21 protein-coding genes (1 of these 21 cut by a window edge) are annotated in these 21067 nt (G+C 68.7%); 7 read left to right on the top strand and 14 right to left on the bottom strand.

Annotated elements, in window-relative coordinates; genetic code table 11:
* Window positions 1-95: 95 nt before the first annotated feature.
* The 5 genes from PVT71_RS08750 to PVT71_RS08770 form a co-directional block, all read right to left on the bottom strand.
* Window positions 96-1001: a sugar kinase gene (locus PVT71_RS08750; RefSeq protein WP_353471408.1), complete on the bottom strand. Its 906-nt coding sequence runs from the start codon at window positions 999-1001 to the stop codon at window positions 96-98.
* The gene (locus tag PVT71_RS08755) at window positions 998-2149 is read right to left on the bottom strand and encodes a fumarylacetoacetate hydrolase family protein (RefSeq protein WP_353471409.1); all 1152 of its coding nucleotides are present in this window, start codon (window positions 2147-2149) and stop codon (window positions 998-1000) included. The genes PVT71_RS08750 and PVT71_RS08755 overlap by 4 nt, the downstream gene beginning before the upstream one ends.
* 61 nt (window positions 2150-2210) lie before the next feature.
* Entirely contained in the window at window positions 2211-3584 is a 1374-nt protein-coding gene (locus PVT71_RS08760; RefSeq protein WP_353471410.1) for an FAD-linked oxidase C-terminal domain-containing protein, read from the bottom strand.
* 128 nt (window positions 3585-3712) lie between these two features.
* Window positions 3713-4624, bottom strand: a complete 912-nt coding sequence (locus tag PVT71_RS08765) for a dihydrodipicolinate synthase family protein (RefSeq protein WP_353471411.1) — start codon at window positions 4622-4624, stop codon at window positions 3713-3715.
* A 29-nt stretch (window positions 4625-4653) separates the two neighbouring features.
* Window positions 4654-5253 carry a LysE family translocator gene (locus PVT71_RS08770; protein WP_353471412.1) on the bottom strand — a complete coding sequence of 200 codons (600 nt, stop codon included), beginning with the start codon at window positions 5251-5253 and terminating at the stop codon, window positions 4654-4656.
* Window positions 5254-5481: 228 nt separating this feature from the next.
* Between PVT71_RS08770 and PVT71_RS08775 the strand changes: the two genes are divergently transcribed.
* Window positions 5482-6243: an SDR family oxidoreductase gene (locus PVT71_RS08775; protein ID WP_353471413.1), complete on the top strand. Its 762-nt coding sequence runs from the start codon at window positions 5482-5484 to the stop codon at window positions 6241-6243.
* 22 nt (window positions 6244-6265) lie between these two features.
* A complete protein-coding gene (locus PVT71_RS08780; protein ID WP_353471414.1) occupies window positions 6266-7189 on the top strand; it encodes an NAD(P)-dependent oxidoreductase in 924 nt (307 codons plus the stop codon).
* A gap of 15 nt (window positions 7190-7204) precedes the next feature.
* Here PVT71_RS08780 and PVT71_RS08785 read toward each other — a convergent pair whose 3' ends face one another.
* A complete protein-coding gene (locus PVT71_RS08785; RefSeq protein ID WP_353471415.1) occupies window positions 7205-8209 on the bottom strand; it encodes a LacI family DNA-binding transcriptional regulator in 1005 nt (334 codons plus the stop codon).
* Between the two features lie 133 nt (window positions 8210-8342).
* Between PVT71_RS08785 and PVT71_RS08790 the strand changes: the two genes are divergently transcribed.
* A complete protein-coding gene (locus PVT71_RS08790; RefSeq protein WP_353471416.1) occupies window positions 8343-9233 on the top strand; it encodes a phytanoyl-CoA dioxygenase family protein in 891 nt (296 codons plus the stop codon).
* 95 nt (window positions 9234-9328) lie between these two features.
* Here the strand turns inward: PVT71_RS08790 and PVT71_RS08795 are convergent, their stop codons facing one another.
* Complete coding sequence (locus PVT71_RS08795) at window positions 9329-9649, bottom strand: AzlD domain-containing protein (RefSeq protein WP_353471417.1); 321 nt, start codon at window positions 9647-9649, stop codon at window positions 9329-9331.
* The gene (locus PVT71_RS08800) at window positions 9646-10368 is read right to left on the bottom strand and encodes an AzlC family ABC transporter permease (protein WP_353471418.1); all 723 of its coding nucleotides are present in this window, start codon (window positions 10366-10368) and stop codon (window positions 9646-9648) included. Before PVT71_RS08800 ends, PVT71_RS08795 begins: the two co-directional genes overlap by 4 nt.
* A 221-nt stretch (window positions 10369-10589) precedes the next feature.
* Here PVT71_RS08800 and PVT71_RS08805 point away from each other — a divergent pair, with 221 nt between their 5' ends.
* The 4 genes from PVT71_RS08805 (at window position 10590) to PVT71_RS08820 (ending at window position 14887) form a co-directional block, all read left to right on the top strand.
* Window positions 10590-12371 carry an IlvD/Edd family dehydratase gene (locus PVT71_RS08805; RefSeq protein ID WP_353471419.1) on the top strand — a complete coding sequence of 594 codons (1782 nt, stop codon included), beginning with the start codon at window positions 10590-10592 and terminating at the stop codon, window positions 12369-12371.
* Window positions 12372-12432: 61 nt separating this feature from the next.
* Window positions 12433-13167: an SDR family oxidoreductase gene (locus PVT71_RS08810; protein WP_353471420.1), complete on the top strand. Its 735-nt coding sequence runs from the start codon at window positions 12433-12435 to the stop codon at window positions 13165-13167.
* A gap of 81 nt (window positions 13168-13248) precedes the next feature.
* Window positions 13249-14250 (top strand): SDR family NAD(P)-dependent oxidoreductase, encoded by a 1002-nt coding sequence (locus PVT71_RS08815; protein WP_353471421.1) that lies wholly within the window; start codon window positions 13249-13251, stop codon window positions 14248-14250.
* Window positions 14251-14545: 295 nt separating this feature from the next.
* Window positions 14546-14887 carry a multidrug efflux SMR transporter gene (locus PVT71_RS08820; RefSeq protein WP_353471422.1) on the top strand — a complete coding sequence of 114 codons (342 nt, stop codon included), beginning with the start codon at window positions 14546-14548 and terminating at the stop codon, window positions 14885-14887.
* Between the two features lie 38 nt (window positions 14888-14925).
* Here the strand turns inward: PVT71_RS08820 and PVT71_RS08825 are convergent, their stop codons facing one another.
* The 6 genes from PVT71_RS08825 to PVT71_RS08850 form a co-directional block, all read right to left on the bottom strand.
* Window positions 14926-15834, bottom strand: a complete 909-nt coding sequence (locus PVT71_RS08825) for a DMT family transporter (protein WP_353471423.1) — start codon at window positions 15832-15834, stop codon at window positions 14926-14928.
* Window positions 15835-15872: 38 nt separating this feature from the next.
* A complete protein-coding gene (locus PVT71_RS08830; RefSeq protein ID WP_353471424.1) occupies window positions 15873-16757 on the bottom strand; it encodes an NAD(P)-dependent oxidoreductase in 885 nt (294 codons plus the stop codon).
* 38 nt (window positions 16758-16795) lie between these two features.
* Entirely contained in the window at window positions 16796-18286 is a 1491-nt protein-coding gene (locus tag PVT71_RS08835; RefSeq protein WP_353471425.1) for an altronate dehydratase family protein, read from the bottom strand.
* A gap of 158 nt (window positions 18287-18444) precedes the next feature.
* Window positions 18445-20040, bottom strand: a complete 1596-nt coding sequence (locus PVT71_RS08840) for a TRAP transporter large permease subunit (protein WP_353471426.1) — start codon at window positions 20038-20040, stop codon at window positions 18445-18447.
* 5 nt (window positions 20041-20045) lie between these two features.
* Complete coding sequence (locus tag PVT71_RS08845) at window positions 20046-20852, bottom strand: TRAP transporter small permease (protein WP_353471427.1); 807 nt, start codon at window positions 20850-20852, stop codon at window positions 20046-20048.
* Window positions 20853-20954: 102 nt separating this feature from the next.
* Window positions 20955-21067, bottom strand: partial view of a TRAP transporter substrate-binding protein gene (locus PVT71_RS08850; protein WP_353471428.1) — the end only. 907 nt of this gene lie beyond the right edge of the window; the window shows 113 of its 1020 coding nt (coding positions 908-1020); its start codon lies off the right edge, out of view; the stop codon is at window positions 20955-20957.

Raw genomic sequence — 21067 nt, forward strand, 5'->3', positions numbered from 1 at the left:
AAATTCAACCGTGTCGCAACGACCCTAAGTCCCCATGCCCGCATGAGGTCAAACGAAACCCGCCGCCCTTCCGCAGCGGCATTCCGCACCGGGGCTCACTCGAAGATCGAGGGCACCAGCGCGCCGCGCGCCTGGATCACCTTGGCGGCAAGGCGCATGGCCTCGGCCGCGGCCTCCTGCGGGGCCTTGCCGCGCGCCAGACCCGCCAGCAGCCCGGCGGCAAAGCTGTCGCCCGCGGCGGTGGTGTCGACCACGTTGGCCACGGTCTCGGCGGCGATCTCGTGCAGCCCGGCCTCGCGCTGCCACAGGTGCAGCGCCGCGCCGCCCTGCTTGACCGCCACCATGTCGGCGCCGCCGTTGCGGTAGCGCTCGATGGTCTCGAAGGGCGAGGCGTCGCCGAAGAGCTCCTCCTCCTCGTCGAAGCTCGGCAGCACGATGTCGGCGGTGCGCGCGCCCATGGTCAGCCCGGCGCGCATGGCGTCGGCGCTTTCCCACAGCCGCGGCCGCAGGTTGGTGTCGAAGGAGACGATCGCCCCCTTGGCGCGCGCCTTGGCCAGCGCGCCACAGAAGGCCTCGCGCTGCTTCGGCGGCAGGATGGCAAGGGTGATGCCCGAGAAATGGATCATCTCGCGGCCCTTGAGGATGCCGTCGAGCCAGCCGAGGTCGTCGGCCATCAGCTTCGCCGCCGACTGGCCGCGCCAGTAGGAGAAGCTGCGCTCGCCGTTCTCGAGCGAGATCATGTAGAGCCCGACGGTGCGGTCGGGGATTCGGCGGATGGTCGAGACGTCGAGCCCCTCGCCCGAGATGAACCCGACCATCTCGCTGCTGACCGCATCCTCGCCCACGCAGGTGCCGTAGCTCACCATCCACTCCGCGGGGAGCAGGCGGCGGGCGTACCATGCGGTGTTGAACGTGTCGCCGGCAAAGCCGCGCCGGTAGAGGCCGTCTCCGGCCTGCGACAGTTCCACCATGCATTCTCCGAGGGCGAGGAAGGCGGTCACAGAAGGTCTCTCCGAGCAAGGTTGCGCATCAGCGCGCTGCTGCCGAAGGTCCATTCCGGGGCCTCGGTCGAGAGCCGGACGGTGTTCCGCAGCGCGCCGAGCGCGGGTTCCGAAATGGTTACCACGTCTCCCACGTGATGTGTAAAGCCCTGACCGGGCGCGTCGCGGTCCTCGGTCGGGGCAAAGAGCGTGCCGAGGAACAGCAGGAAGCCGTCCGGGTACTGGTGGTGGCGGCCGATGGTCTGGGCGACGATCGACGCCGGATCGCGGCTGATCTTGCTCATCGACGAGGCGCCGTTGAGCACGAAGCCGTCCTCGCCCTCGACGGTCATGCTCAGTTCCGCACGGCGCACGTCGTCGAGCGTGTAGCTGCCGTCGAAGAGGCGGATGAACGGGCCGATGGCGCAGGAGGCGTTGTTGTCCTTGGCCTTGCCGAGCAGCAGCGCCGAGCGGCCCTCGACGTCGCGCAGGTTCACGTCGTTGCCCAGCGTCGCGCCGAGAATGTCGCCGCGCGAGTTGATCGCCAGCACGATCTCGGGCTCGGGGTTGTTCCACTTGCTGATCGGGTGCAGGCCGACCGTCGCGCCGAAGCCGACCGCCGCCATGGGCTGCGCCTTGGTGAAGACCTCGGCGTCCGGGCCGATGCCGACCTCGAGGTATTGCGACCACATGCCCTCCTGCTGGAGCACGCGCTTCACCTCCATCGCCTTGGGCGAGCCGGGCTCGATGCCGGAAAGCGAGTCGCCGATGACCGACTTCACCTTGGCACGGATCGCCTCGGCGGCGTCGGGATCGCCCGCCGCCTGCTCCTCGATCACCCGCTCGACCATCGACTGCGCGAAGGTGACGCCCGAGGCCTTCACCGCCTGCAGATCGCAGGGGGCGAGCAGGCGCAGCGCGTCCTCGCCCGCGCCCTCGACCGAGCCGGCCACGAGGTCCGCCAGCGTGCCGATCTCCGCGCCGGTGGCGGCGCGCAGGGTCTCGGCGGGGTTGTCGCTTTCCAGCAGGTCGCGCATCGTCGGCAGCGCCTTGCTGGTGATGTCCACCAGCACCTCGCCGCGCAGCGCGACCAGCGCCGGGCCGATGCCGGGGCGCCAGACGCGGCCGACCAGAAGGGCCTCGGGGGTGGGGTTGGTGTGCGGCAGCATGGATGTCTCCTCCGTCATCGGTACCGGGTCTTCGGGTAATCTGGGGTGGGGGCTCGGGCGGTCAGTCCGCGGGCGGCAGCAGCTTGCCGGGATTGAGGATGCCCTGCGGGTCGAAGGCGGTCTTGATCCGGCGCATCCAGTCGAGCGCCGGGCCATGCTCGGCCTTCATGTATTTCTGCTTGCCGATGCCGATGCCGTGCTCGCCGGTCACCGTGCCGCCGAGCCGCAGCGCGGTCTCGTTGAGCTTGCCGGCAAAGGCGTGGACCGCCGCGACCTCGGCCGGATCGCTCGGATCGAAGCGCGCGGCGCAGTGGAAGTTGCCGTCGCCGACATGGCCGACGATGGTGCTGACCAGCCCCGCCGTGCGGGCGTCGGCCTGCGCCTGCAGCACCGCCTCGGCAAGCTTCGAGATGGGCACGCAGACATCGGTCGCCAGCGTGCCGATATGGGCACCGGGGCGCAGCGCGCCCGAGGCGAAATGCGCGCCGTGGCGCATCTTCCAGAGCGCGTTGCGCGCCTCGGTGGTGCTGGCCTCCTGCCAGGCCTCCATGCCGAATTCCCCGGCGATCTCGCGGAAGCTGGCCGATTGCTCGGCGACGCCCGCCGGGCTGCCGTGGAACTCGACGAAGAGATGCGGCTGCTCGGGCAGGCTTGATCCCGCGTGGATGTTGAAGCCGCGCACCATCATCTCGTCCACCAGCTCGATCCGCGCCATGGGCAGGCCGGACTGGATGGTCAGGATCACGCAGTTCACCGCGTCCTCGACGGTGGGGAAGCGGCAGGTGGCGGCGGCAATGCCCTCGGGCAGGCCGTGCAGCTTCAGCGTCAGCTCGGTGATGATGCCGAGCGTGCCCTCGCTGCCGACCAAGAGGTGCGTCAGGTCATATCCGGCCGAGCTTTTCCGCGCCTTGGTGCCGGTGCGGATGATGCTGCCGTCGGACATGACCGCCTCGAGCGCCAGCACGTTCTCGCGCAGCGTGCCGTAGCGCACCGCCGTGGTGCCCGAGGCGCGCGTCGCCGCCATGCCGCCGAGCGAGGCGTCGGCACCGGGGTCGATCGGGAAGAAGAGCCCGGTGGCGCGCAGCTCCTCGTTCAGCCCGGTGCGGGTGACGCCGGGCTGGACCACGACGTTGAGGTCCTCGGCGTTGATCTCGAGCACCTTCTTCATGCGCGAGAAGTCGAGGCTGATGCCGCCCCTGATCGCGAGGTGCTGGCCCTCGAGCGAGGTGCCGGTGCCGTAGGGGGTGACCGGCGTGCCGGTCTCGGCGCAGAAGCGCACGATGGCGGCGACCTCCTCGGTGGTCTCGGGGAAGGCCACGGCATCTGGCATGGCGATCGGGAAATGCGCCTCATTGCGCGCGTTCTGGGCACGGATGGCCTCGGACGTGGCGAGACGCTCGCCGAGGAGCTGTTCGAGGGGCGCGAAGAGGGTCATGTCTCAGGTCTCCAGTTTGGGGGCCCGGGCACCGGCCCGCCCGTCACGGACGGAAGCCGGCGCCGCGGGAGCCGGGCGGCTGTGCGCCCGGCGGCCTTGCCTTGCGTCCGGGCGGACCTGCGCGGTCCTTACTTGCCCCAGTTCAGCACGAGCGGATCGAGCGGCTTGATCAGCTCGATCAACATCGAAGCGGTGTCGGGATGCAAGGGGGCAATCGGGTGCCGGCAGAAGGCCGACTTGATCACGCCGCCGACCATCATCGCGTGCTTGGCCGAGCGGAAGCCGCACTGGCGGTTCTCGTGGTTCACCGCGGGCAGGATGCGGGCATAGCCGTCGAAGGCCGCCTGCCGGTTGCCGGCGAGGAAGTCGACGACGATCGGGCGGATCTGATCGGGAATCATCGCCGAGGTCATGCAGCCCGTGGCGCCCGCGTCGAGATCGGCGAGCAGGGTGATCGCCTCCTCGCCGTCGAACGGCGCCTCGATCGCCGCGCCGCCCTCGGCGATCAGGCTGCGCAGCTTGGCGGCGGCCTGCGGGCACTCGATCTTGAAGAGCTTCAGCATCTCGATCTCGTTCGCCATCTTGACCAGCAGCGGCACGGGCAGGTCGACACCCGAGAGCGGCGCGTCCTGCAGCATGATCGGGATGCCGACCTCGCCCACCTGCCGGAACTGCTCGAAGGTCTGCTCGGCGGTGCCCTTCAGCAGCGCGCCGTGGTAGGGCGGCATCATCATCACGATGTCGGCGCCGAGCGCCTTGGCGTTGCGTGCGCGCTCCACCACGATCGGGGTGGCGTAATGCGAGATGGTGACGATCACCGGCACCCGGCCCGCCACATGCTCGAGGCAGAGCTTGGTGAGGATCGCGCGCTCCTCGTCCGAGATCAGGAACTGCTCGGAGAAGTTGGCAAGGATGCAGATGCCGTCGACGCCCATGTCGATGGTGCAGTCGAGCACGCGCTTCATGCCCTCGAGGTCGAGCGTGCCGTCCTCGTGGAAGGGGGTCGGCACGACGGGCCAGCATCCGGTGTAGGTGGTCATTTGGGGTCCTCCCGAAAGGTCGTTATGTGTCAGGTCGCGCCGAGGGCCGAGACGAGGGCCAGGGCCACGACGCCCAGCATGGCCAGCGCCATGCCGTAGTTGATCAGCCGCTGCGTGCGGTAGCTGAGGTTGAGCCGGTGCAGGGTCACCCCCGCCGCGAGCCAGCACAGGTGCACCGGGATCCAGATCGCGTTGAGGATCAGGACCTTGGTGACGGTCTCGAAGGCAAGGTTCCCCGGCGCGTAGGAAAACCCGGTGAGCATGGCGGTGTTCACCGCGTAGGCCTTGGGGTTGATCAGCTGCAGCAGCACGCCCGCGCGCAGGCCGGGCGCGGCCTTCGCCTCGGCAAAGGCGATGCGGCTGCCGGCCAGCGCGATCCGCGCCGCGAGGTAGAGCAGGTAGCACACCGAGAGCCCCATCAGCACCAGCCGCACGGCGGGCACCGACAGGACGATGGCGGCAAGCCCGGTCAGCACGAGGGTCATCACGAGGTTGGTGCCGATGAAGAGCCCGGTGCCGTAGCGCAGCCCGCCCTGCCAGCCATAGCCCGAACCGACCCCCGCAAGCGACAGCACGCCCGGGCCGGGGGTGATGAACAGCAGGAAGACGGCGGCGGCAAAGCTCAGCACGGGCCGCGCCTCGGGTCCAACAGGGCTGCGCCGGGTCTCCTCACCTCGCCTCGTCCTCCTCGCCGTCCCTGCCGCCGGGGCCGCGCTTTTGCGCCGGGCCCGCTTGCATCCGGGATCATTTGGTATACCATTTTCCTGAATACGGTCCCGCCCCGGTTTGTCAATGGCCCTTGCGGGTCCGCGCAGGCCGCGCCGCCCTTCGGCGGGGCCATGGGAAGAGGAGCTATCATGTCCCTGTTTGATCTGACGGGCCGGACCGCACTGGTCACCGGCTCTACCATGGGTATCGGATTCGCGCTGGCGCGCGGCCTCGCGCAGGCGGGAGCCAAGGTGCTGCTGAACGGGCGCGACCCGCAGCGTCTGGAGGAGGCCGTCGAGGCGCTCAAGGCCGAGGGGCATCAGGCCGAGGCGCTCGGCTTCGACGTCACCGACCACGCCAGCGTGCGCGCCGCGGTGGACGGCTACGAGGCCGGTCACGGCCCGATCGACATCCTGATCAACAACGCCGGGATGCAGCACCGCGGCCCGCTCGAGGAGTTCGACCCCGAGGCCTTCGACCGGCTGATGCGCACCAATGTCTACTCGGCCTTCTACGTCGGGCAGGCCTGCGCGCGGCACATGATCGGCCGCGGGCAGGGGCGGATCGTCAACATCGCCTCGGTGCAGAGCGCGCTCGCCCGGCCGGGCATCGCGCCCTACACCGCTTCGAAGGGGGCGATCACCAACCTGACGAAGGGCATGGCGACCGACTGGGCCAAGCACGGGCTCAACTGCAACGCCATCGCGCCGGGCTATTTCAAGACGCCGCTCAACGCCGCGCTGGTCGCCGATCCCGAGTTCAGCGCCTGGCTGGAAAAGCGCACCCCGGCGGGCCGCTGGGGCGATGTCGAGGAGCTGGTCGGCGCCTGCGTCTTCCTCTGCGCCCCGGCCTCGAGCTTCGTGAACGGCCACACGCTCTTCGTCGACGGCGGCATCACCGCCTCGCTGTAACGCATCCCCGGGAGGAGAGAACATGAGTGACGAACCCGTAGTGGGCTTCATCGGCGTCGGCCTGATGGGCCACGGCATGGCGAAGAACATCCTTCAGGGCGGCTACCCGCTCTGGGTCAAGGGCAACCGCGACCGCGCGCCGGTCGAGGACCTCGTGGGGCAGGGGGCGCGGGAGGCGGCCTCGGCGAAGGAGATGGCCGAGAGCTGCGACATCATCCACCTGTGCCTGTCGAACTCGCCGCAGGTCGAGGCGGTGATGCGCGGGCCGGAGGGCATCCTCGCCGGGGCGCGTCCGGGGCTGATCGTGGTCGACTGCTCGACCGCCGATCCCGCCTCGACCGAGGCGCCGGCCGCCGAGCTTGCCGCCAAGGGCTGCCACATGGTCGACGCGCCGCTCGGGCGCACGCCGAAGGAGGCCGAGGCCGGCACGCTCGACGCCATGGTCGGCGCCGATGACGAGACCTTCGCCAAGGTGCTGCCGGTGATCGAGTGCTGGGCGGGCAACATCAACCGCGTCGGCGGGGTCGGCGCGGGCCACAAGATGAAGCTGGTGATGAACCTCATCTCGATGAGCTACGCCGCGCTCTACGCCGAGGCGACGGTGCTCGCCGCCAAGTCCGGCATCTCGCCGCAGACGGTTCGGCAGGTCATCGGATCGAGCCGGCTCGGCAACGGCTTCTTCGACACCTTCATGCGCTACGCCGTCGACCGCGACCCCGACGCGCACAAGTTCAGCATCTTCAACGGCGGCAAGGACGTGCGCTACGCCAATGCCATGGCCGCCAAGGTCGGGGCCCCGGCGCTGATCGCCAGCGCCACGCGGCACTACTTCGCCACCGCCGAGGCGACCGGGCATGGCGCGGATTACGTGCCGAGCCTGTCGGACCGGATCGCCGAGATGGGCGGCATCGACCTTGCCGAGGAGGTGCGCAAGGGCGCGGAGTGATCCGCGCCCGCGCGCTCAGGTCGTCGCGCGGCGCACCAGCGTGAAGCCCATGTCCTCGCGCAGCCCCATCGGCAAGTCGCCCGACAGGATCAGCTCGGCGGCGCGGCGGCCGATGGCGGCGCCGTCGATGCGGATCGTGGTCAGCGCCAGCGCCGAGGCGCCGGCCATGTCGAAATCGCCGAAGCCCGAGATCGCCAGCCGCCCCGGCACGTCGATGCCGCGCCGCCAGGCCTCGCAGAGCGCGCCGCTCGCCAGCATGTCGCTGACGCAGACCACCGCCTCGGTGTCGGGCCAGCGCCGCAGGATCTCGGCCAGACCCGCCGCGCCCATGTCGGGGCCGCTGCGATCCGGCGCGGGCGGCAGCGCCACGATCCGCTCGCCCGCCAGCTGGCCGACGCAGTCGCGGTAGCCCTCGAGCCGCAGCCTGCCACGCGTGTCATGCGGCCGGTCGAGCCCGAGGAAGGCGACGCGCCGCCGCCCGGTCTCGACCATGTGCCGGGTGATCGCCGCCCCGCCCGCGCGGTTGGAAAACCCCACCGCCGCGTGCACCGGCTGGTCGGGCAGCCCCCAGAGTTCCAGCACCGGGATCCCGGCGCGCGAGAGCAGCGCGCGGGCCGCCTCGGTGTGCCGGTCCGAGGTCAGCACCAGCGCCTCGGGGCGGCGTCCGAGCAGGGTGGGGATCAGCGCCGCCTCGGTCTCGGGGTCGTATTGCGTGGTCGAGAGCATCAGCTGCAGCCCGGCCTCCGCCAGCCCTTCGGTGAGGCCCCGGATCGTCGCGGCGAAGACCGGCTCCTCCAGCGTCGAGACCAGCGCCGCCACCACCCGCGAGCGCTGCGAGCTGAGCGCCCCCGCCGTCTCGTCGAGCACGTAGCCCAGCTCGTCCACCGCCGCGCGCACCTTGCGCAGCGTTTCGGGGCTGACCTTGCCCGGTGTGCGCAGCGCGCGGCTCACTGTGATCGTGCCGACCCCCGCGTGTTTCGCCACGTCGCCCATCGTGACCCATTTCCTGCCGTCCGCCATGTCACCCCCGCCTGCCGTGTTGACGCCCTCACACATACGATGGTATCGATACCACGAAAAGCATGGTATCGATACCACGGAGTCTCGATGCCTGACGGTTTCAGGTTCACAAGGCGCGTTTGGAGGAGAAGCGATGCTGACGAATGACCAGAAAGCCTTCTACGACGAGAACGGATATCTCATGGTCGAGGACGTGCTGCGCCCGGAGGAGCTGGCACGGCTGCAGGAGATCACCTACGGGCTGATCGAGGGCTCGCGCAGCGTGACCGCGAGCAACGACGTCTACGATCTCGACAAGGGCCATTCCGCCGAGCAGCCGAAGCTCACGCGGATCAAGCTGCCGCACAAGCAGGACCCGTATTTCTGGGACCTCCTGCGCGGCTCGCGGGTGACCGAGGTGCTGAACGACCTGCTGGGCCCGGACACGACGATCCTCACCTCGAAGCTGAACACCAAGGCCCCGGGCGGCGGCGCTGCGGTGGAATGGCACCAGGACTGGGCCTTCTACCCGCACACCAACGACGACCTGCTGGCCTTCGGCATCATGCTTGAGGACGTGGACGAGGACACCGGCCCGCTGATGGTGATCCCCGGCACCCACAAGGGGCCGATCCTGAGCCACATGGCCAACGGCGTCTTCGCCGGGGCGATCGACCCCGACGATCCGCTCTTCGAGCGCGAGAAGGCGGTGACCCTGACCGGCAAGGCGGGCAGCATGACCGTGCACCACGCGCGCATCCTGCATGGCTCGGCGCCGAACGTGTCGGACCGGGCGCGGCTGCTGCTGTTCTACGAGATCGCCAAGGGCGATGCCTGGCCGATCCTCGGCAGCAACTCGTATTTCCACGCGCTCGGGCAGAAGAAGTTCTGGGAAGACCTGCAGAGCCGCACCATCACCGGATCCCCCTGCCTGACGCCGCGGCTCGAGAAGGTGCCGGTCACCATGCCGCTGCCGCCCGCGCCGGACACCGGCTCGATCTTCCGCATGCAGGAATCTGCGGGGGCGAAGAGCGCCTTCGCCTGACGGATCGCGGGGCCCGCCGCCCTCGCAACCGGTGGAGCCTCGCAGGGGGCCGGTCTCGGAGGAGGGGACCGGCCCTCACCTTTTTCGGGGGATCCTCAGAGCAGCGCCTGCATGAGGTAGAGCGTGCCCATCCCCGCCACCAGCGCGCCGGTGACCGACAGGCGCAGCGCCACGAGGAAGGTGACCAGCGCGGCGATGATCCGCGCAGGCTCGGTCTCGCCGCCGGTCGCCTGCGGCCAGAGCACCAGCGGCGTCACCATGGCGGGCAGCACGCCGACCCCGACGTACTTGAGGTGCAGCACCAGCCAGTCGGGCAGCTGCTTGCGGCCGAAGAAGCCGAGGAAGGAGAAGCGCACGAGGAAGGTGCCGATGCCCAGCAGCACCGTCAGCGTCCAGAAGGTTGCCGTGTCGATCATGCCCGGCCCTCCGCCTCGCGCCGCGCGGCGCGGCGGCGCAGCGCCAGCTCGGCCTGCGCCCCGACCAGCATCGCCACCAGCGCCGCGGCGATCAGCCCGAGCCCGGCGGGCAAGCCCGCGAAGAGGATCGCGCAGGCCACCGAGACCGCCGCCGCCAGCATGTGCGGCAGCGAGCGCAGCAGCGGCGCGGTGATCGCGATGAAGCAGACGGGCGCGGCGAAATCGAGGTGCAGCGAGGTGGGGATCGCCGTGCCCACAAGCGCGCCGATCAGCGTACAGCCGTACCAGAAGGGGCAGATCAGCGCCATCACCCCGAAGTAGTAGGCGACCTTGTCGGGGCGGCTCATGCCGGGGTTTTCCTCGTAGGTCTTCACTGCCACCGCATAGGCCTGATCGACCATGAGATAGGCCATCAACGCCCGCATCCCGAGCGGCGCGTGGCCCACGTGCGGCACCAGCGCAGCCGAGTAGAGCGCCATGCGCAGGTTGACCGCCAGCGCCGCGGTCAGCGCGATGAACACCGGTGCGTGCTCCTGCAAGAGCGCCAGCGCGGTGAACTGCGAGGCCCCGGCGATCACCAGCACCGACATGGCCATGACCTGCAGGATGTCGAGCCCGGCATCGCGCGCGACCACCCCGAAGAGCAGCGAGAAGGGGACGACGACCGAGATGAAGGGGGCGCAGTCGCGGTAGCCCTGCCAGAACGCCGCTCGGCTCATGGATGACTCGCCGCGGCGGACTTCGGGCGCGAAGTCATGACTTTGAAAACGCACGGAAATAATCCGCCGCCCTGCCGATTTTCGCGCATCTGAACCGCGTCCTCCCATGATTGCTCTTGCATTTGGTATACCAAATTGGGAAGCTGTCGCAAGGAAGCAGCGCGTCACGCGGCGCGCCGCAGAGGCGCGCGGGGAGGCGCGTCTAGGAGAGGAACCGACCCGTGTCCGATACACGTGCCCACAAGCGATTCCGCTCGCAGGAGTGGTTCGACAACCCAAACAATCCCGGCATGACCGCGCTCTACGTCGAGCGCTATCAGAACCAGGGATACACCCAGGACGAGCTGCAGTCGGAGAAGCCGATCATCGGCATCGCCAACAGCGGCTCGGACATCGCGCCCTGCAACAAGATCCACGTCTTCCTGATGGACCGGATCAAGGCGGGCATCCGCGAAGCGGGCGGGATTCCGATGGAATTTCCCGTTCACCCGATCCAGGAGACCGGCAAGCGCCCGACCGCGGCGCTCGACCGGAACCTCAGCTACCTCGGCCTCGTCGAGGTGCTGCACGGCTACCCGATCGACGGCGTGGTGCTGACCACCGGCTGCGACAAGACCACCCCCGCCATGCTGATGGGCGCGGCGACGGTCGACATTCCGGCCATCGCGCTCAACGGCGGGCCGATGCTCGACGGCTGGTGGAAGGGCAAGCGCGCGGGCTCGGGCACGATCATCTGGGAATCGCGCCGCCTGCTCTCCGAGGGCAAGATCGACTACGACGAGTTCATGTCGCGCGTCTGCTCCTCGGCCCCCTCGCTCGGCCATTGCAACACCATGGGCACCGCCTCGACGATGAACGCCATGGCCGAGGCGCTCGGCATGTCGCTCACCGGCAACTCGGCCATTCCCGCGCCGTTCCGCGAGCGCATGGCCATGGCCTACCAGACCGGCAAGCGCATCGTGGAAATGGTCTACGAGGATCTCAAGCCGTCGGACATCCTGACCCGCGAGGCCTTCGAGAACGCCATCGTCGTCAACGGCGCGATCGGCGGCTCGACCAACGCCCCGCCGCACCTGCAGGCCATCGCGCGCCATGCCGGGGTCGAGCTGAACGTGAAGGACTGGGAGACCATCGGCTTCGACGTGCCGCTCCTCGTCAACATGCAGCCCGCCGGCGAATACCTCGGCGAGAGCTTCTTCCGTGCCGGCGGCGTGCCCGCGGTGATGGAAGAGCTGCGCAAGGCCGGTCGCATCCACGAGGGCGCGATGACCGCCACCGGCAAGACCATGGGCGAGAACGTCACCGGGCAGGGCAGCCAGGACACCGACGTGATCAAGACCTACGACGCGCCGATGCGGCAGAACGCCGGGTTCAAGGTGCTCTCGGGCAACCTCTTCGATTCCGCGCTGATGAAGACCTCGGTGATCTCGGCCGACTTCCAGAAGCGCTTCCTGTCCGAGCCGGGCCGGGAGGGCATCCTCGAGGCCCGCGCCGTCGTCTTCGAGGGGCCGGAGGATTATCACGAACGGATCAACGATCCCGCGCTCAACATCGACGAGCACTGCATCCTCTTCATCCGCAACGTCGGCTGCGTCGGCTATCCCGGCTCGGCCGAGGTGGTGAACATGCAGCCGCCGGATGCGCTGATCCGCAAGGGCATCAACCACATGCCCACCGTCGGCGACGGGCGCCAGTCCGGCACCTCGGAAAGCCCCTCGATCCTCAACGCCTCGCCCGAGGCGGTGGTCGGCGGCGGGCTCGCCTACCTGCAGACCGGCGACATGGTGCGGCTCGACCTCAACACCAGCACGATGAACGCGCTGGTCGACGACGCCGAGTGGGAAAAGCGCAAGGCCGCCTGGACCGCGCCCGAGATCGTCAACCAGACGCCCTGGCAGGAGATCTACCGCCGCCACGTCGGACAGCTCTCCGACGGCGGCTGCCTCGAGCTGGCGACGGCCTACCAGAAGGTCGCCCGGTCGCTGCCGCGCGACAACCACTGACGCAAGACAGTTCCGGCGCGGGCGAGACCAACGCCCGCGCCGTTTCCTTGGGAGGAATTTCATGCAGAGCATCATCATCACCGGCGCGGGCAGCGGCATCGGCCGGGTCACCGCGAAAGCCTTCCTCGATGCGGGCTGGAAGGTCGGCCTCGTCGGCCGCCGCGAGGCGCCGCTGGAAGAGACCGCGGCCGGCAACCCCAACGCGCTGGTCCTGCCCTTCGACGTGGCGGACCCCGAGGCGGTCGAGGCCGGCTTCGACCGGGCGATGGCCGAATGGGGCCACCTCGACGCGCTCTTCAACAACGCGGGCGTGGGGCTCAAGGGCGCGATGATCGACGAGATCCCCGCCGAGGAGTGGCTCAAGCTCTCGGCGATCAACATCACCGGCGTGTTCCTCTGCGCCCGTGCCGCCTTTGGCCGGATGCGCCGCCAGGATCCGAAGGGCGGGCGGATCATCAACAACGGCTCGGTCTCGGCGCATGTGCCGCGCTGGGGCTCGTCGCCCTACACCACCTCCAAGCACGCGGTGACCGGGCTCACCCGCTCGCTGTCGCTGGACGGTCGCGCCCACAACATCGTCTGCGGCCAGATCGACATCGGCAACGCGCTGACCGACATGGCGCAGGCGATGACCCAGGGCGTGCCGCAGGCCGACGGCTCGATCGCCGTCGAGCCGGTGATGGACGCGGCGCATGTCGCCAGCACGGTGCTGCACATGGCGTCGATGCCGCTTGATGCCAACGTGCAGTTCGTCACGGTCATGGCACCGGGAATGCCCTATATCGGGCGCGGCTGACCGCCATTCCGGGACCCCGGCGATTTACAATCGGCGGGGTCTGGCCTATCGGGGGCGCAACGACAGAAAGAGGCGGCCCTGATGCCCAAGACGCTCGTGACCGGCGCGGCCGGTTTCATCGGTTTCCACCTGTGCCAGCACCTGCTTGCCGAAGGCCACGATGTCGTGGGCCTCGACGCGGTGACCGACTACTACGACACGGCGCTGAAACGCGCCCGGCTGGCGCGGCTCGAGGGCGCGGGCTTTGCCTTCGTCGAGGGCCGGGTCGAGACCCGCGGCCTGCTCATGGGGCTCTTCGAGGCGCACCGCTTCGACTATGTCTACCACCTTGCCGCGCAGGCCGGGGTGCGCCACTCGATCGAGCAGCCGCGCGACTACCTCGAAAGCAACATCGCCGGCACCTTCGAGCTGCTCGAGGCGGCGCGGGCCTATCCGCCCAAGCACATGCTGATCGCCTCGACCTCCTCGGCCTACGGCTCGAACACCGAGATGCCCTATGTCGAGACGATGAAGACCGACCACCAGATGTCGTTCTACGCGGCGACCAAGAAGGCGACCGAGAGCATGGCGCACAGCTACGCGCATCTCTACGACCTGCCGACCACGATGTTCCGCTTCTTCACCGTCTACGGCCCCTGGGGCCGGCCCGACATGGCGCTCTTCAAGTTCACCAAGGCGATCCTCGCCGGCGAGCCGATCGACGTCTACAACCACGGCGACATGATGCGCGACTTCACCTATGTCGAGGACCTGGTCGCTGCGCTCGGCCGTCTTGCGCCGGTCGCGCCGGTGCGCGGCGCGCCCGCGGGCCCCGAGGACAGCCTCTCGCCGGTCGCGCCCTGGCGGGTGGTGAACATCGGCAACGGCAGCCCGGTGAAGCTCGGCGAGTTCATCGAGGCGATCGAGATCGCCACCGGGCTCCCGGCCAAGCGCAACCTGCTGCCGATGCAGCCGGGCGACGTGCCGGCGACCTGGGCGAGCACCACGCTCCTGGCGCGGCTCGCGGGCGAGTCGCAGTACACGCCCGTCGGCGAGGGCGTGCGCCGCTTCGTCGCCTGGTACCGCGACTACTACGCGGTCTGACGCGCCGCCGCCCGGCCTCCGGTCCCCACACAGTCAGCCCGGTCGGCAGCCCGCGGAGAAATCTTCGGGATGCCGCCGCCTTTGATGTTGAAGCCGAACCCGCCCGACTCTAGGTATGCCTTGCCGGTAATAGAGTTGCAGGGTGGTGTCTCCTGCGCCTGTCATGTGACGGGTTCTTCCCAGCCACGGCGTCAACCCTGACCTGATCAGGAAGACGCTCCGACCCTGGTCCGCGGCCTTTCCTGATCCTCAATCTGCCGGACCGCGTGCGTCCGGCCGGGAAAGCGCGAACGTCATGCCAACGCATCTTGTGTCCTATCTCGCCCTCGCAGGCGCCATCCTCTGCGAGGTCGCGGGCTCCAGCTTCCTTCAGAAATCCGCCCAGTTCACCCGGCTCGGGCCAACCGCGATCATGGCGGTCTTCTACATCGCCTCGTTCTACCTTCTCTCCGTCGCGCTCAGGACCCTGCCGCTCGGCATCGCCTACGCGGTCTGGGGCGGGCTGGGAACGGTGCTGGTCGCGATCGTGAGCGTCGTGGTCTTCCGCCAGACCCTCGACGCGATGGCGATCCTCGGGATCGCCATGATCGTCGGAGGCGTGGTGATCATGAACGCGTTCTCGGGCGCAGCCCACTGAAGCGGGAAGGGGGGCCGAGGCCCCCCTTTTCGCGCCGCTCAGAGCCGCGGCGTGATCTTCGAATGCGGCACGCCGCGGCGCCGCTCGCGGTGCCAGATGTAGAGCCCGGCGCTGATGATGATCATCGCCCCGACCAGCGTCCAGGGCGTCGGCCAGGTGCCGAAGACCAGCAGGCCCGCCACCGCGGCGCTCATCAGCTGCAGGTAGACCATGGGCGCCAGCACCGAGGCATCGGCGTAGCGGTGCGCCGCCGTGGCCAGCATGTGCGCCACCGCGCCGAAGACGCCGATCACCGCCAGCATGACGCCGGTGCCGGTTGTCGCGGGCGTCTCCCAGGCCGGTAGCACGAAGGGGGCGAGCAGCAGGGTCGGCAGCCCGCCGCCCCAGACCTGCAGCGTGCCGTTGCTCTCCTCGCCCGCCATCTGCCGGGTCAGGATGAAGTAGATCGCCGCGCTGCAGAGCGCGCCGAGCGAGAGCAGCATGGCCGGGTGGAACTCGGCCCCCCAGGGCTGCATCACCACCAGCACGCCGAGAAAGCCGACGCAGACCGCGGCGATGCGGTGCTTGCCGACCCGCTCGCCCAGCATGGGGATGGCCAGCAGCGTCACCACCACCGGCCCCGCGAACATGATCGTCGTGGTCACGGTGATCGGCAGGTAGGCCAGCGCGATGAAGTTCAGCATGGTGCTGCCGAAGAGCCCGGCGGCGCGGAAGGCCTGTTTCCACGGGTGCCGGGTGCGAAAGAGCGACGCCCCCTCGCGCGGCAGGAAGGCGACGAGCACCAGCACGAGATGCGCGGCGTAGCGGCACCAGACCACCTGCAGCGCCGGCACGCCGTGCTGCAGGAGCCACTTGGCCGAGGTGTCGATGCAGGTGAACCCGAGAACGCCGAGGGCCATGAGCCCGAGGCCCAGGGCCGTCCTGTCTTCGCGCGAGGCGATCGCCATGCGTCAGCGCGTCCGCGCCGGGAGGAGGGACATTTTGCTCAGCCTTTCAGATGCCTGGAGAGGTAGTCGACCATTTCCGGCACCATGTGCCCGGCAAATCCGTTTCGCAAGGCCTCGGCCAGCGTTTCCGCCGCACAGCCGGACATGCGCGAGTGTGCCCCCATCTCCTCGGCCATGGCGCGGTAGTAGCCCACGTCCTTGGCCGCGTTGTCGAGCGAGAAGGCGAGGTCGATCTTGCCGTCCATCGCCCAGGCCTTGACGAAATCCATCATGCCCGAATGGTTCGGCCCCGCCGCCAGCACGCCGTAGAGCTTGTCGCGCGGCACGCCCGCCGCGTCGCCCATGGCAAAGGCCTCGGACATGGCCATGGCGGTGGTCATGGCGAAGAAGTTGTTGATCAGCTTGATCGTGTGCCCCGAGCCGAGCGGGCCGAGGTGGAAGACGTTCTCGCCCAGCACGTCGAGCACCGGCTTCACCCGCGCATAGGCGGCCTCGTCCCCGGCGCACATGATGTTGAGCTTGCCCTCCTTGGCGTGGGCGGGCGTGCGGCCGAGCGGCGCGTCGAGGTAGGTCGCGCCCTTTTCGGCCAGTTCGGCGCCGATGCGCTTGGTCGAGCCGGGCAGCGAGGTGCCGAAGTCGAGGACGATCTGGCCTTCCCTGGCGCCCGCCAGCACGCCGTCCTCGCCGAAGACCCGGCTCTCGACCTGCTCGGAGGTGCCAACGCAGAGCATCACGAGATCGCAGCCCTCGGCCAGCGCGCGCGCCGAGCGGGCCTCGGACCCGCCGCGGGAAAGCGCCTCCTCGACACCGCTGCGGTCGCGGTTGCCGAGGACCGTCACGTCGTAGCCCGCCTTCTGCAGGCACTCGACCATGGCCCGGCCCATGAGGCCGAGCCCGATGAACCCGATGCTGGGTTTGCTCATGTCTTTCTCCTTCCTTCGGGGGGAGGGAGACGCGGCGGTCACATCACCGCGCCGACCTGCCAGGGGACGAATTCGTAATCGCCGAGCCCGAGCGTCTCGGACTTGCTCGGCTCGCCCGAGGCCATGCGCAGCCACATCTCGTAGATCTCGCGGCCCACTTCCTCGACCGTCGCGCCCTCGGTGAGGATGCGCCCGGCGTTGACGTCCATGTCCTCGGTCTGGCGCTGGTAGAGCTCGTTGTTCGAGGCGACCTTCATCGAGGGGCTCGGCTTGGCACCGAAGGCCGAGCCGCGGCCGGTGGTGAAGCAGACGAGGTTGCAGCCCGAGGCGATCTGCCCGGTGACCGAGGCCGGATCGTAGCCGGGGCTGTCCATGAAGGTGAAGCCGCGCGCAGTGACCTGCTCGGCGTACTTGTAGACGCCGTTGAGCGGCGTGGTGCCGCCCTTGGCCGCCGCGCCGAGCGATTTCTCGAGGATGGTGGTCAGCCCGCCCTTCTTGTTGCCCGGCGAGGGGTTGTTGTCCATCGAGCCGCGGTTGCGCTCGGTGTAATCCTCCCACCAGTGGATGAGGTCGATCAGCTTGTGGCCGATCTCGGGCGTCGCGGCGCGGGCGGTGAGCAGGTGCTCGGCGCCGTAGATCTCGGGCGTCTCGGCCAGCACGCCGGTGCCGCCCTGCGCGACCAGCAGGTCGCAGGCATAGCCGACGGCGGGGTTGGCGGTGATGCCCGACCAGGCGTCCGAGCCGCCGCATTGCAGGGCGACCATCAGCTCCGAGGCGGGGCATTCGGTGCGCGTGGCCTTGTTGACCTCGGGCAGCATCTTCTCGACCTGCGCGATGCCGTGCTCGACGGTCTTGCGCAGCCCGCCCTCGTCCTGGATGTTCATCTTCTGGAAGAGCGGGCCGGGCTCGAGCCCGTAGGCCTGCACCAGCCAGTCGATCTGCATGACCTCGCAGCCGAGCCCCGCCATCAGCACGCCGCCGACGTTGGGGTTGCGCGCGTAGCCCCAGAGCACGCGCTGCAGGAACTCGAAGCCGGTGCCGTCGCCACCCATGGCGCAGCCGGTGCCGTGCACGAAGGCGACGACGCCGTCGACGTTCGGATAGGCGGCCATCTTCTCGGGGGTGAAGTGCTGGGCGATCATCCGCGCGGCGGTGGCCGAGCAGTTCACCGAGGTGAGGATCGCGAGGTAGTTGCGCGTGCCGACGCGGCCGGTCGAACGGCGGTAGCCCATGAACGTGTCCTGCTTTTCGGGGGCGGGCACGGGGCGCAGGTTGGTGCCGAACTCGTACTCGGCCTCGACGTTGCGGAACTCGAGGTTGTGGATGTGGATATGCGCGCCCGCCGGGATGTCCTCGGCCGCGTAGCCGATGATCTGGGCGTATTTGCGCACCGCCTCGCCCTTCGCGATGTCGGTCGTGGCCATCTTGTGGCCGCGCGGGATCAGCGTGGTCGCGCCCTCGTCGCCCACTTCCAGCGGGACGACTGCGGTGACGACATTGTCATGTTCGGAGAGGCGGACGGTTTTCATCTTGGCGTGGGCTCCATGGAGCGGCTGGGGAGGTGTCGGATCGGGAGAGGGGCGGCGCGCTTCGGGCCTGCGGCTCTCGTGGGGGAACTCTCTGCCTCCCGCGGGGGAGGGTCAAGCGAAGGCGGAGGGGCGGCGCGAGCCGCCCCTCCGGATTGGCGTTACAGGAACAGCGTCACCATCGGCGGCCATGCCAGCAGCACCAGCAGGGCCAGAAGCTGCAGCCCGATGAAGGGCAGGAAGCCGCGGAAGATGTCGGTCAGCGAGATATGCGCCGGGGCGACGGACTTCAGGTAGAAGGCCGCGGGGCCGAAGGGCGGCGACAGGAAGCTGACCTGCATGTTCATGCAGAACACCACGCCGAACCAGATGCCGATGTAGTTGCTGTCCACGTGGCCGAGCCAGCCGATCTCCTCGGCGGGCAGGCGCATCACGATGGGCAGGAACACCGGCATGATCAGCAGCACGATGCCGACCCAGTCCATGAACATCCCCATGACGAGGAAGATGAACATCATCACGAGGATGATCCCCATGGTGGGCAGGTCCGAGCCGACGATCATGTTGGCGACGTAGGTCGGGCCGCCCGCCAGCGTGTAGGCCGCCGCGAGCGCCGCCGCGCCGATGGTCACCCAGATGATGGTGCCGGTCGACTTGAGCGTGCGCATCACCGCGTCCCAGACCACCTCGAAGGTCATCTCGCGGCGGATGAGGCCGATGACGAAGACCGCCACCACGCCCATGCCCGCGGCCTCGGTGATGCCGGTGATGCCGCCGTAGATCGAGCCGAGCACCACGCCGATCACGATGGTCGGGGCGATGAGGCCCTTGCCCATCTCCCAGCCCTGCGCGGTGCGCTCGCGGCCGACGACGAAGAAGACCACGAGGCCGAAGATCACCAGCGCGCCGATGAGCCAGGGCAGGTCCGACACCATCCCGAGCGGGATCGGATCGACGCCGGGCGTCACCACGTTCATGCCGGTCACGGTGAAGAAGAGCGCGCGCAGCGCCAGCGCCGCCGCGATCCACATGCCGAAGCGCGAGATGAAGCCGAGGAACATGAGGGCCTTCTCGCGGCCCGCGGGGGCATCGGGATCGGCCGGGGGCAGGGGGGCCTCTTCGGGGTTCATCCGGGTGCGGATGAAGATGTAGATGATGAAGAACGAGGCCAGCATGAAGCCCGGCAGGAACGAGGCGGTGAACAGCGCCTTGATCGAGGTCTCGGTGACCAGCCCGTAGAAGATCAGCACGATCGACGGCGGGATCATCGTGCCGAGCGAGCCGCTTGCGCAGATCGTGCCGATGGCGAGGTTCTGGTTGTAGCCGAGCCGCAGCATCTGCGGCAGGGCGATGAGGCCCAGCAGCACGACCTCGCCGCCGATGATCCCCGACATGGCGGCCATGATGACGGCCATGATCGAGGTCACGAAGGCGATGCCGCCCCGGGTGCGCGACAGCCACACGTTGAGCGAGCTGTACATGTCCCGGGCGATGCCCGAGCGTTCGAGTAGCGATGCCATGAAGATGAAGAGGGGCACCGATATGAGGACGTAGTTCACCATCTGCCGGTAGACCGCCTGGCCGAGCACCGCGAAGGGTCCCATGCCGAAGCGCCCGAACAGCAGGTCGGGGCCGAATTTCATCACGAGGGTCGCGACCGCCAGGAAGGCGGAGGCGAAGCCGAGGGGCATGCCGATCGCCAGCAGGGCGAACATCCCCAGCAGCAGGATCAGGCTGAGTGTGCCGATATCCACCATTTAAGTCAGTCCTCCAGCGTGCGACGGATGTTCTCGATCTCGACCTGGTCGATCTCGTCCGCGGGCGAATGGTGTTCGGGAGCCTTGTTCCAGTCGGCGATGAGGTTCGACAGCGCCTGCAGGGCCACGAGGCCGATGATGATGATGAGCCCGATCTTCAGCGTCGCCGGCAGGGGCGGATCCCAGGCGGTGCCGAAGGTCTCCATGCGGCCGAGCTTCTGCATCGCCTCGGTGTAGCCACCCCAGAGCAGGCAGATGAAGAACACCCAGATCAGCGAGACAGAGATCACGTCGGACAGTTTCTGCGCCCAGCGGGGGAACATGTCGTAGATGATGTAGATGCGGATGTGGCTGCGCTGCTGCATGGCGTAGAGCCCGGCGAGCAGGAACACGAAGGACGCGATCCAGAGCGACAGCTCGTTGGCCCAGAGCGTGGGCTTTTCGAAGACGTAGCGCGCCACGACCTCGTAGAACATGACGATGACGATCGCGACGATGCCGATCATCGACAGGCGCGAGAGCACCAGGGACAGGATGTCGAGCGGCCCGGTGGGCTCGATCTCGATCGAGCCGCGGCGGTCGGACAGGATGAGCGAGCCGAAGATCAGGGCGGCGAAGAGCAGCCACAGCATCACCGACACCAGCGGCCGTCCCTCGGGACGCAGCATCTCGAACATGCCGATCGGTTCGGACGAGACGAACTGCGTAAGCACGAGCCAGGCGAACATCGCCAGCGCCAGGCCGGTGCTGATCAGAGCCAGCAGCCGGACCGGACCGCGCGCTGCGCCGAGCCAGAGGCTTTCATTGGACATGGGTCAACCCTTTCGGAGGAGTCACAGGGTTCGTGAGAAAAGAGCGGCGGGCCCGGACTTGGGCCCGCCGCATGGCCTTTTCAGGTCAGACGCGGGCGCGCCTTATTCCGAGCTCAGCAGGCCGAGCTGGCCGAGGTAGGCCTTGTGGCTCTCGACGAGCGCCTTGGCTTCCGGCGATTTCTCGGCCCAGACATCCCAGGCGGCCTGCGCCGCCT

It is taken from the genome of Salipiger sp. H15 (genome assembly GCF_040409955.1).
Classification (GTDB): Bacteria; Pseudomonadota; Alphaproteobacteria; order Rhodobacterales; family Rhodobacteraceae; genus Salipiger.

Bases quoted from the DNA above. Each gene is read 5' to 3' on its own strand.
- PVT71_RS08810 (WP_353471420.1), top strand. From the start codon at position 12,433: ATGCAGAGCATCATCATCACCGGCGCGGGCAGCGGCATCGGCCGGGTC.
- PVT71_RS08840 (WP_353471426.1), bottom strand. From the start codon at position 20,040: ATGGTGGATATCGGCACACTCAGCCTGATCCTGCTGCTGGGGATGTTC.
- PVT71_RS08760 (WP_353471410.1), bottom strand. From the start codon at position 3,584: ATGACCCTCTTCGCGCCCCTCGAACAGCTCCTCGGCGAGCGTCTCGCC.
- PVT71_RS08790 (WP_353471416.1), top strand. From the start codon at position 8,343: ATGCTGACGAATGACCAGAAAGCCTTCTACGACGAGAACGGATATCTC.
- PVT71_RS08785 (WP_353471415.1), bottom strand. From the start codon at position 8,209: ATGGCGGACGGCAGGAAATGGGTCACGATGGGCGACGTGGCGAAACAC.
- PVT71_RS08800 (WP_353471418.1), bottom strand. From the start codon at position 10,368: ATGAGCCGAGCGGCGTTCTGGCAGGGCTACCGCGACTGCGCCCCCTTC.
- PVT71_RS08830 (WP_353471424.1), bottom strand. From the start codon at position 16,757: ATGAGCAAACCCAGCATCGGGTTCATCGGGCTCGGCCTCATGGGCCGG.
- PVT71_RS08755 (WP_353471409.1), bottom strand. From the start codon at position 2,149: ATGCTGCCGCACACCAACCCCACCCCCGAGGCCCTTCTGGTCGGCCGC.
- PVT71_RS08825 (WP_353471423.1), bottom strand. From the start codon at position 15,834: ATGGCGATCGCCTCGCGCGAAGACAGGACGGCCCTGGGCCTCGGGCTC.
- PVT71_RS08835 (WP_353471425.1), bottom strand. From the start codon at position 18,286: ATGAAAACCGTCCGCCTCTCCGAACATGACAATGTCGTCACCGCAGTC.
- PVT71_RS08820 (WP_353471422.1), top strand. From the start codon at position 14,546: ATGCCAACGCATCTTGTGTCCTATCTCGCCCTCGCAGGCGCCATCCTC.
- PVT71_RS08765 (WP_353471411.1), bottom strand. From the start codon at position 4,624: ATGACCACCTACACCGGATGCTGGCCCGTCGTGCCGACCCCCTTCCAC.
- PVT71_RS08845 (WP_353471427.1), bottom strand. From the start codon at position 20,852: ATGTCCAATGAAAGCCTCTGGCTCGGCGCAGCGCGCGGTCCGGTCCGG.
- PVT71_RS08795 (WP_353471417.1), bottom strand. From the start codon at position 9,649: ATGATCGACACGGCAACCTTCTGGACGCTGACGGTGCTGCTGGGCATC.
- PVT71_RS08815 (WP_353471421.1), top strand. From the start codon at position 13,249: ATGCCCAAGACGCTCGTGACCGGCGCGGCCGGTTTCATCGGTTTCCAC.
- PVT71_RS08780 (WP_353471414.1), top strand. From the start codon at position 6,266: ATGAGTGACGAACCCGTAGTGGGCTTCATCGGCGTCGGCCTGATGGGC.
- PVT71_RS08775 (WP_353471413.1), top strand. From the start codon at position 5,482: ATGTCCCTGTTTGATCTGACGGGCCGGACCGCACTGGTCACCGGCTCT.